Source organism: Streptomyces hydrogenans (genome assembly GCF_014656075.1).
GTDB classification, from domain to species: Bacteria; Actinomycetota; Actinomycetes; order Streptomycetales; family Streptomycetaceae; genus Streptomyces; species Streptomyces hydrogenans.
On the sequence record NZ_BNBS01000222.1, the window covers coordinates 1 to 6,199 of the forward strand.

General features: G+C 72.5%; 4 protein-coding genes and 2 pseudogenes. 3 read left to right on the top strand and 3 right to left on the bottom strand.

From position 1 onward, the window contains the following. Both IE321_RS40210 and IE321_RS40215 read right to left on the bottom strand, forming a co-directional pair. Positions 1 to 339, bottom strand: a pseudogene (locus IE321_RS40210) (IS110 family transposase); the annotation flags it as partial. Positions 340 to 700: 361 nt separating this feature from the next. After that, positions 701 to 862, bottom strand: a complete 162-nt coding sequence (locus IE321_RS40215) for a hypothetical protein (protein WP_190226589.1) — start codon at positions 860 to 862, stop codon at positions 701 to 703. A gap of 211 nt (positions 863 to 1,073) precedes the next feature. Between IE321_RS40215 and IE321_RS40220 the strand changes: the two genes are divergently transcribed. The 3 genes and pseudogenes from IE321_RS40220 to IE321_RS42630 all read left to right on the top strand — a co-directional run. Next, positions 1,074 to 3,650, top strand: coding sequence for a tetratricopeptide repeat protein (locus IE321_RS40220; RefSeq protein WP_190226590.1), 2,577 nt, complete (start codon positions 1,074 to 1,076; stop codon positions 3,648 to 3,650). Continuing rightward, positions 3,647 to 4,771 (top strand): cyclophane-forming radical SAM peptide maturase AmcB, encoded by a 1,125-nt coding sequence (gene amcB, locus IE321_RS40225; protein ID WP_190226591.1) that lies wholly within the window; start codon positions 3,647 to 3,649, stop codon positions 4,769 to 4,771. Before IE321_RS40220 ends, amcB begins: the two co-directional genes overlap by 4 nt. Positions 4,772 to 5,545: 774 nt before the next feature. Then, a pseudogene (locus IE321_RS42630) lies at positions 5,546 to 5,787 on the top strand (IS5/IS1182 family transposase); the annotation flags it as partial. A 33-nt stretch (positions 5,788 to 5,820) separates the two neighbouring features. On the opposite strand, the gene IE321_RS40230 reads toward IE321_RS42630, so the two are convergent. Continuing rightward, positions 5,821 to 6,199: transposase (locus tag IE321_RS40230; RefSeq protein ID WP_190226592.1), on the bottom strand; the 379-nt coding region annotated here is incomplete at its 5' end.

A 6,199-nucleotide genomic window follows, 5' to 3' on the forward strand; every position in this document is an offset into this window, starting at 1 on the left:
GTCGAGCACGGCCGTCAGCGATCCGGCCAGGCTCGGGACGATCAACGCGGCCGCCTCGGTCTCGGGGACCGCCACGGTCTGTTCGTCCAGGGCGGCGAAGATGTCCTCGACCAGCCGCTCGGCCATCCTGGGGGCCTTCGGCCGCAGCAACGTGACCAGCCGTCGTCGGCCGGCCTTGCGGATCTGTGCCGGTGATCCGAACCGTTCCAGGAGGGTGAGGACGGCCGGGTGCTGCAGCCGCGGCCCCAGGACTCGTTCCAGCGAGGGATGGATCCGGGCCAGCAGGCCGTGCAGCCGGTCCGCGACCCGGGTGGCCTCGCCGGCCAGGTCGTCGTCGAAGTCCCCGCGCCCGCCTCGAACGTCCCGATCCCGACGACCCTGGCCTGCTCCCCGCTCGCGCGGGGACGATCCCGCCCCGGCGTGCTGCGGTGACGGCTGCTGCTGTTCCCCGCGCCTGTGGGGGTGCTCCCGTATCCCGCCCCAACGAGGCCCGCGCGGGCACGATCCGCGAAGTCACTTCGCCTCGTGCCCGCGCCTGTGCCGGCCTGCGTCGAGGTCGGCGGTGAGGACGTGGCAGTGGGCTCCGTTGTGTCGCCTGCGAGACGATCATGCCCTGGTCGGTCGGTACGGGGACTTGCTGCGGGCCGTAGCAGTGCACGGCCCTGTTCTCAGCGAGGGTGAGCTGGCCTGGGTGTCAGGGTCACCGCTGGAAGAGCCACGTGACGAGTGCCTCCGTGCCACCGCCGGTGGCGCCGAGGGCGAGCAGGCGTAGAGCGGGCAGGAGGACGTGGCGGACGGCCTTGGCCATGACCGTGTCGGCCGGGGGCGTGGAGGTCGTGCTCGGCGTAGGGGTGGCGGTCATGGGAAGCTCCCGGAGAGATGTGCCGGACACGCTGGTGTGGCCGGGTGGTGGACCTATGGGGCCGTTTCCGGCGGGTTTCCGGCGAGGGGGATACCCGGCGGCGGGAGGGGAACCACCCTGGTGGGGCCGGGCGTCGGAACTGTTCCGAGGGACGTGCGGGTCGGAATGCCGCGCTCGTACGCGGTGCGGGACGACGGGGGAGCGGGGGGACTTGGGCGAGCAGGCGCAGAGGTTCTGGGACGAGCTGGCGGCTGTGTACGAGGCGGCGGCGCGCCCGACCTTGGGGCGGCTCGTGCGCTTGGGGCACCAGCAGAGCCCGCCGGCCGCGGTCTCGGATGCGACCATCAGCGGCTGGCTGAACCGGCGTACCGTCCCAGGGCCCGCCCACACCCGCTACTTCCTGGCCATGGCGACGTTCCTCCAGGCCGAGGCGGCCCGGGGGTCTGGTGGCTACGCGGCGCGGCCGGAGGAGTGGTGGCGGCAGCTTCTCCTGCGGGCCCGTCAGGACCGGCAGGGCAGCCGTGGCGGCCGCCCTGCCCGCAAGGACCCGCAGCGCCCCCTGGCCGCGCAGCCCCTTGCGGGGGCGGGGGCGACGCCGGACGCCCTGTCCACGCTGCCCGCCCCCGGCCCCCGCCTTGCCGGCCGCGCCCGCGAACTCGACACGATCCTCGCCCTGCTGCGCCCGGAAGAGGGCGACGGGATGCCCGCGCCCCCGGTGGCCGTCTCAGGGCTCGGCGGAGCGGGTAAGACCTCTCTTGCCCTCCACGCGGCCCACGCGGCGCGGCACGCCGACTGGTTCCCCGGCGGGGTGTACTTCGTCGACCTGCACGGCGCCGAGGACCACCCGGTCGCGCCGGACAACGCCGTACAGGCTCTGCTCCGCGCCCTCGGCGTCACCCCCGAGCGCATCCCGCCGACCCCCGACGAGCGGGCCGGGCTCTACCGGTCCGTGCTGGAGCGGACCGCGCGGGCCAGGGGCCCGGTCTTGCTGCTGGCGGACAACGCGGCGGCCTCCTCCCAGGTGGTCCCGCTCCTGCCCGGGGACCCGGCCCACCGTGTCCTGATCACCTCCCGGAACGTCCTCGCGCAGCTCGGCGCACAGCAGGTGCGCCTGCCCATGCTCACGCCGGATGCCTCGCTGGAGGCCCTGGCCGGGGCCGTGGCTGCCGCCGCCTGCGACGACCGGCGGCTCGCTCGCGAGGAGGCGGCGGCACGGGAGGTCTGCCGCCTGTGCGGGCACCTCCCGCTCGCCCTCCAGATCGCGGCGGCACTGCTGATCGCCGACCCTGGCAAACCCGTCGCCGAACTCGCGGACGAACTGCGCGACGTGGACACACGCATGGAGTACCTGGACGACGGGGAGCGCGGCGTCCGCGCGACCTTCGACCTGTCCTGCCGGCGACTCACTGGCGAACAGGCCCACCTGTTCCGGCTGATGGCGCTCGCCCCGGGCCCGGACGTCTCTGCGGAGACCCTGGCCGCGAGCCACGGTGGCCCGCTTCCGCCCCGCGCCGTCGACGCGCTGGTCCGCGCTCACCTGGTGGAGCCGAGGAACGCGCGCGGCCGCTGGCGCGTGCACGACCTGGTACGGGCATACGCGGTGGCCGGGATGCGTGCGGACGAGGGGCTGCGGCTGCGCTGGGAGGAGGCCCGCACCCGCCTGCTCGACCACTACGGCGACAGGGTCGCCGAAGCCCGGAAACTGCTGCTGGCCTCGGCCGGGACCCCGGCGCCGGGCGGTTTCGCCGACCGGGACGAGGCCCTCGCCTGGCTCGACGCGGAGCGCACCTCGCTGATGGCGGCGACCGCCTGGGCCGCGGACCCCGGCCACGCCGCGGCCGCTGTACGCCTCGCCCTGGGCCTGGGAGAGTACTTCGGGCGGCGCCGGCTCTTCGACGACGCCGTCGTGGCGTACGAGCAGGCCGTGCACGCCGCCCGCCGCCTGGGCGACCGCTTCGACGAGGCCAAGAGCGCGAACAACCTCGGGGTCGCCCTGCGCCGGACACGGCGGCTGGAGGAGTCCGCCGAGGCGTGTCGCGCCGCCCTGCGGGCCTACGAGGAGGTCTCCGGCACCGAGGAGTACCAGGCGAGGACCTGGTACAGCCTCGGTGACACCCTCGGCAAGCTCCGCCGCTTCGACGAGGCCGCCGCTGCCCACGGCGAGGCGGCCCGCCTCGCCGGACGCGCCGGCGACACCCGCGCCCTCGCCCGAGCGGAGAACGGCCGGGGGTACGTGCTCCTGCACCAGAGCCGGTTCACCGAGGCCCGAACCGCCCTGGAGCGTGCCGGAGCCCTCCTGAAGGACGGGGACGAGCCCTTCCTGGAAGCCCTGGTGGTCAACAACCTGGGCCGGGTGCTGCGGCACACCGGCCACCCGGAGGAAGCCGAAAGCGCGCACCGGCGGGCCCGAGACGCCTTCGCCCGGCAGGAGGAACGAGAGGCGGAAGGCACCTGCCGCAACGAGCGCGCCCTCGCCCTCGCGGACCTGGGCGAGTTCGCTGCGGCACTTGAGGAGCAGCGCACTGCCCTCGCCCTCCTGCGGGACGTCGGCGAACGGCACCGGGAAGCCACGGTCAGCCACGACCTGGGGCTCACCCTCCAGGGGCTCGGACGCCAGGCGGAGGCCGCCGAAGCCTATGCGCATGCCGCCGACCTCTTCGCAGACCTGAGGGACCCCTACCACCTGGGCCGCGCCCGGGAGAGGCTGGCCGCCGCCCGCGCGCTCGCAGGCAAAGACCGTCAGGAAGACACAGGCGCGCCCCCGGAACGATGGAGGGACCAGGCATGACCCCCGGCACACGGACAGTTCCCGTCCGCCTCTCCCTGACCGCACCACTCCTCTTCGTTCAGCCGACAACCCTGTGCAACCTCGACTGCTCGTACTGCTACCTGCCCGGCCGGACGCGCGCCCGCCTCATGTCCTTCGAGGTGGCGGAGGCCGTCGCGGAGGGCGTGGGCGCCTGGGCCGAGCACCATCCGGTCGACGTGATCTGGCACGGAGGCGAACCCCTGACCACCGGGACCAGCCACTTCGAGGAACTGCTCCGCCGCTTTCCCGCCGCCCGCCGCTTCCCCGTACGGCACGGGGTGCAGACCAACGGCGTGCTCATCGCCGACGCCTGGTGCAAGCTGTTCGCCCGGCGAAACGTCCGCGTGTCGGTGAGCATCGACGGACCTGCCGACCGGAACGCATCCCGTGTCGACCGCGCCGGCCGCGACAGCACCGGACGCGCGCTGGCAGGCATAGGTGCCCTGCGCGCGCACGGCATCCCCTTCACCGCCGTCGCAGTGGTCCGCGACCCCTCAGTGGCGCGGGCCCGCGAGCTGTACGACTGGTTCGCCTCTTTGGGCTGTGCCTCCCTCGGCGTCAACCTCGTGGAACGCAAGGGGGTCCAGCGCGCGAAGGAGACCTCCGTCCACGACCGGGTGGTGGAGTTCTGGGCCGCCCTGGTGGACCGCGCGGAGTCCGACGGACGGCTGCGCGTACGGGACGTCGACGACGCCCTCGGCTTTGTCCGCGCCCAGCTGGCGGGCACCGCGGAGGCACGCGCGGAACGAGCGCACGACCCCGTTCCGATGGTGATGTGGAACGGCGACGTGGTTCCCTTCGGTCCCGAGCTCGCCGGATTCTCCTCGCCCGCACACGGCAGGTTCGCCGCGTCCGACGTCCTCGGCGCGGGACTGGCCGAGGTCGTCGCGCAGGCAGCCGACCTCCCGTGGGTGGCGGAGGCGATGCGCGGGGTGGCGGCCTGCCGGGCCACGTGCGACCACTTCGCGTACTGCCGGGGCGGCAGCCCCGCCAACAAGTACTTCGAGACCGGACGTTTCGACAGCACCGAGACCCGCTACTGCCACAACAGCAGGAAAGCACTGATGGAAGGAGTGCTCCACCATGTCGGACAACAATGAGGCAAATCCGGGCCGGCGGCTCTCGGACCGGATCGAACGGCTCAGAAATCCTCTGGCCGCACTTGTGGAGGCCGTGTCGCCGCCGCCGGAGCGGGGATTGCGCCCCAGCGCGGCAGACCCGGGGCCATGGGAAGGTCCGTCGGACCGGCAGTACGCTCCACCGGACGACGAGCCGGCCGGTGACGAGGGGGACGAGGAGCCGGGGGCCTCCGAGGTGCGGGGCCCCGAGACCCCCTAGCGTGGTTCGCTTCAAGCTTGAAGCGGCAACGTTTATTCAGCAGCCCGGGCTCCTGCTCCCCGTCCCCGCGGAGGTGGCCCCCGCCTACTGGCTCGTGCGGGGAGAGGCTGCACTGTTCCCTGCGCTCGCGGGATGGTCCCTTGCGGGGCGTTGTGGTCGGTGGGTGTGGTGAGTGCGGGAGAGGCCATCGTGGTCGTTCACCATCGAGCTCACCATGCCCGGGGATATTCACCACCGTGCTCACCACCGAACTCACCATGCCGGGGTTGCTCACCACGGGGCTCACCATGGGGGCTCTCCGGACCCCTGGGGGTGTTTTGTCTGTTTCGGTGAAAGTTGCTTGGGAGGGGGTCGATGCCGGGGACGACTGCTGGTCAGGAACTGCCGCTCCCCGCGCCTGCGGGGATGGACCCCTCGACATCCTGAGGGGCTGGATCATCGGCCCTGCTCCCCGCACCCGCAGGTATGCCCAGGGGCGCTGTCCTCTCGGTGTTCTGCGCGTTTTGCTCCTCGCCTGTGTGGTCCTGAGTCGCTTTCGTCGGAGCGGCGTTCGTGCGGTCGTCTCTCAGCCTTCCGACGGGATCGGCGGCTGTTTGCGACGAGGCCGCGTCAGAGGCTGACCGTCCGCCTCCGACGCCGAGGGGTACAAGCAGCGCAAGACGGTCGAGCGGTGCGTCAACCGGCTCAAGCGGTGGCGCGGCCTGGCTTGCGCATCGACAAGCTCGCGATCGCCTGCCAGGCCGCACTTCACCTTGCTGTCATCTTCCTGTGGGCCCGCGGGGGGCCCACAGGAGAAGCTTTAGACCGTGTCCTATGTGGTGAGGCGGACGAGTCGCTTGTAGCAGCAGATGGCTGCGGCGAGGCCGAGGAAGGCCAGGTAGTTGCGGGGATAGCGTTCGTAGCGGTGGTTGAGTCGGCGGTAGCCCGTGAGCCAGGACATCGTGCGCTCGATCACCCACCTGCGGCGCCCGAGCCGTTCACTGGACTCCACGCCCTTGCGCGCGATGCGGACGCCGATACGTCTTCCGCGGAGCCATCTCCGCAGCTCAGGTATGTCGTAGGCCTTGTCGGCATGCAGACGCTGGGGTTTGAAGTGACGTCCGCGATGCGGGTCGTGTCTCGTTTGGTGACCGAGCACCATGGGCTTCAGTGCCTGGCTGCCGTGGGTGTTGGCCGCGGAGAGTCCGACG